The sequence below is a fragment of the Planomonospora antibiotica genome (genome assembly GCF_014647955.1).
GTDB classification, from domain to species: Bacteria; Actinomycetota; Actinomycetes; order Streptosporangiales; family Streptosporangiaceae; genus Planomonospora; species Planomonospora parontospora.
Genome location: NZ_BMQE01000111.1, coordinates 1 through 3,950 on the forward strand (window position 1 = coordinate 1; position 3,950 = coordinate 3,950).

A 3,950-nucleotide genomic window follows, 5' to 3' on the forward strand; every position below is an offset into this window, starting at 1 on the left:
CTGTGGCCGTACTCACCGGTGGCTTGCCGCACGTCCGAGATCCTTAACTACGCGGCCTTGGGCCAAGAAGCGGTTCGAGACGCTCAAGGACATGGCGACCGCCTGGCGGATGGTCTTCCAGACCTCCGATGCCGCCCCGCCGGTCGGCTCCGAGCACCCGGAGGACGCCGCGGGCAGCGGCAGCCTTCCCGCCGAGGACGGCACCCCGGAGAAGGCCCGCGACAAGGCAGCCAAGGCCGCCACCCGGGCGACCGCGCTGGACGCCGCCGGGCTCACCCCGCGCGCCGTCTCGGCCGCCGCGCGACTGGAGGCGACCACGGTCGGCGACCTGCTCGACCTGCCCTCCAAGTCGCTGTTCAACCTCCCCGGCCTGGGCGCGAAGACCCGCCAGGAGCTGCAGCGGCGCATCCGCGAGTGGCGGGCCCGGCTGGGCGAGGACGAGGTCTCGCCGCTGGCCGCGGCCGAGAAGCAGGCGGCCAAGGCGGAGACCCGGCACACCGCCGAGGAGGCGGGGGACGACGCGGACGCGTTCCGCCGGATCGGGCTGGATGCCATCGCCTCGCTGCTCGTCCCCGACCTGCAGGCGAACCGGCGCAACGCCACCGAGGTGGAGGCCACCCGGCTCCTGCTGGGCCTGCCCGCCCCCTCGGGAGAGCTGCCGGCGCTGCCGCCCTGGCCGCAGCAGCCGCAGGTCGCCGCGGCCCTCCAGCCCAAGGTCACCTCGGGGCGCGTCGCGCAGATCATGGTCAAGCAGCGTGCCCGCTGGCGCGGCGAGCCGCTCGTCCGCAGCGTCCTCGACGAGGTCATCGCGCTCCTGGCCGAGAGCGGCCGGGTCATGGGCGCCGCCGAGCTGGCCGAGTCGATCCTCGCCCGGAGGGGATCGGCCCGCACCGGAGGCGCGCTGCGCCGGGCGATCGCCCTGGCCGCCGTCCGCGCCGCCGTCGAGATCGACCCGGTGGAGGGCGAGCCCCGGCTCATCACCCGCCGGCACGGCGACCGGATCATGGTGGCTCTCGAGGCCACCGAGTCCGACGCGCCCGACACTCCCGCTGGTCCCGCGCTGCTCGACTACGCCGACGCCCTCGGCAGGGCCGCCGACCGGCTCGCGGCCCAGGACGTGCTGCCCACCGCGGCCACCGTCCTGCGCGAGCTGCGCGCGGTGAGGGTCCCCGGCGTCGCGACCGTCCTGGACGACCGGCGGCTGGTCTCCCTCGCCGCCGCCGCCTCCGACAGGGCAGCGGCGACCGCCCGGCTGGAGATCTACCCGCGCGACCTCTCCCCGGTCCGGGCGCTCCGCCTGACCCAGGCGGGCGTCATCCCCGCCGGGACGAGGGACGGCAGGCCGATCGGCCTGACCCCCGGACAGATCGCCGAGAAGGTCGCCGCCCGCTTCCCCGCGCTGGCGCCGCTGCCGAACCGTCCGAAGCTCGACGCGCTGCTGCGCGAGGCCGGGTTCGACGTGCGCTGGCAGGGCGACCGGTACGTCTCCCCGAAGACCGAGGAGTCGTCGACCGGCTCGCCGCTCACCCGCCGCGCCACCCGGGCCGGCACGACCCGCTGGAACGCCGAGACCCCCGAGCTGGCCGAGGCGCTCCGCGCTGAGGAGCGGCTGAGCGCCGCGGCCGGAGCCGCGCCCGGCGAGGGCGGCTTCCGGGCGCTCACCGTGCAGGTGAGCCTGTACGGCAGGGCGCGCCGGGAGCTGGTCGCGCGGTTCGGCGCGCACCCGGTCAACCTGGCGAAGGTCTTCCTGGAGGCGCTGCGCGAGCAGGTCGTCCCCGGCCGGAAGCCGACCTGGGAGACGATCCTCGGCGCCGACGCGGCCGCCCCGGACAGCAAGGCCGCGTTCAAGCTCAGGGAGTACGCCGGGGAGGCGTGGCAGCGGGCCGAGCCCCGGATCTCCGCGCTCCTGGAGGCCCAGGCCGGCCAGGCGGCCGGTGCCCCGCTGCTGCTGCACGACGCGGCGCCCCTGGCCCGCTACGACGCGGGCGATCTGCTCTTCGAGCTCGCCGCGCGGGCCCGCCGGGGCGGCGCGCCGGTCTGGCTGCTCTGCCCGATGAACAACCCGGGGCAGCAGCCCCGCCTGGACGGCATGCTCGTGCCCGCCCAGCTGCCCAACGAATGGATCGTGCTGCCCGACGCGTGGGTGGCCAACCAGCACCGAAGTGGAGTCAAGGCGTCGTGATCGTCTCCAAGGCACTCAAGGACGACCTGGTCAAGCAGGTGAAGCTGCTCGAGGACGACCTGCGCGAGCAGGCCGAGGCGGTCGCCGACGTCCACGACCGGCTCACCCGGGAGTACCACCGGGCGTTCCGGGTCGGGCGCACCGCCGCGACCGAGTCGGCCTGGCGCGCCGAGCGCATCACCCAGGCCGCCGTAGCGTGGGTGCTCGGCACGGTGTTCGTGCGCTTCTGCGAGGACAACGGACTGCTCACCGAGCCCTACATCACGGGACCGGACCACGACCGGATGGTCCTGGCGGAGGAGGCGCAGGAGGAGTTCTTCCGCAACGACCCGAGCCAGACCGACCGGGGCTGGCTGCTCGCGGCCTTCGCCGAGATCGCCCGCTCCCAGGCCGGGCGCCTGCTCTTCGACGAGCGGCACAACCCGCTCTACCAGATCCCGCTCTCCCACGACGCGGCCAAGGACCTGCTCGCCTTCTGGCGGCGGCGCACCGAGGCGGGCACGCTCGTGCACTCGTTCGTCTCCGGCGAGTGGGACACCCGCTTCCTCGGCGACCTCTACCAGGACCTGTCGGAGTCGGCCCGCAAGACGTACGCGCTGCTGCAGACGCCGGACTTCGTCGAGGAGTTCATCCTCGACCACACGCTCACGCCGGCCGTCGCTGAGTTCGGCCACGACGTGGTGAAGGTGATCGACCCGACCTGCGGCTCCGGTCACTTCGTGCTGGGAGCGTTCCACCGGCTGCTGGACGAGTGGACGCGGAACGCGCCCGCCCGGGACCGGCGGGAGCTGGTCCGGTTGGCGCTGGAGGCGGTGCACGGCGTCGACATCAACCCTTTCGCGGTGGCGATCGCCCGGTTCCGTCTCCTCATCGCCGCGGCGAAGGCGTCCGGGTTCACCACGCTGGCGGAGATCGAGAAGTACGAGCTGCCGCTCAACCTCGCCATCGGCGACGCCCTCATCAAGGACCCGCAGCGGTCGATTCCCGGAATCGATCAGGACGAGGCGCTCGCGGGCTTCTTCTACGAGACCGAGGACCGCGACGAGTTCCCCGGCATCCTCGACGAGGGCCGCTACCACGTGGTCGTCGGCAACCCGCCCTACATCACGGTCAAGGACAAGAACCTCAACCAGCTCTATCGGGAGCTGTACGATGCATGCTCAGGAAAGTACGCTCTGTCGGTCCCGTTCGCCCAGCGTTTCTTCCAGCTCGCCTGCCTGGCCGGTGCGGACGGGCGGGGTGCGGGCTATGTCGGTCAGATCACGGCGAACTCGTTCATGAAGCGTGAGTTCGGTAAGAAGCTCATCGAACAGTTCTTCCGGGACGAGATCGAGCTGACGCATGTCATCGACACATCGGGTGCCTACATCCCTGGCCATGGTACTCCGACTGTGATTCTTGTCGGCCGAAACAAGAACTATCGGCAAGCGCGAAGAGAGACTGTTCGTACGGTTATGGGGATTCGGGGAGAGCCGGCTGCTCCTGAAGACCCTAAGGATGGTCAGGTGTGGCGGGCAATCGTTGATCAAATCGGTCATGCTGGCTCATGCAGCGAATGGGTTAGTGTGTCCGATGTTGATCGGAAACAGCTTTCAGGATTCCCGTGGAGCTTGTCTGGCGGGGGTGCTATTGATCTATTTGAGCTAATTGTGGACGGATCAAACGGTAGGCTTAGTGATCGTTGGGAAGCTGCGGGGTTCGGTGCGATACTGAGCCGATCATAAGTTTTGGGACTATCGGTGTCGCGGGCCGATGTAGGCCAGATGCG

At 71.1% G+C, this 3,950-nt stretch carries 2 protein-coding genes; both read left to right on the top strand.

Features of this window, described 5'->3' with window-relative positions; genetic code table 11:
* Positions 1 to 91: 91 nt before the first annotated feature.
* Positions 92 to 2,182 (top strand): hypothetical protein, encoded by a 2,091-nt coding sequence (locus tag IEZ06_RS35460; RefSeq protein ID WP_189241046.1) that lies wholly within the window; start codon positions 92 to 94, stop codon positions 2,180 to 2,182.
* Positions 2,179 to 3,906, top strand: a complete 1,728-nt coding sequence (pglX, locus tag IEZ06_RS35465) for a BREX-2 system adenine-specific DNA-methyltransferase PglX (protein WP_189241047.1) — start codon at positions 2,179 to 2,181, stop codon at positions 3,904 to 3,906. The genes IEZ06_RS35460 and pglX overlap by 4 nt, the downstream gene beginning before the upstream one ends.
* The last annotated feature ends 44 nt before the right edge of the window (positions 3,907 to 3,950 follow it).

What these genes read in the sequence shown, in the direction of transcription:
- IEZ06_RS35460 (WP_189241046.1), top strand. Translation starts at nt 92, where the DNA reads ATGGCGACCGCCTGGCGGATGGTCTTCCAGACCTCCGATGCCGCCCCG.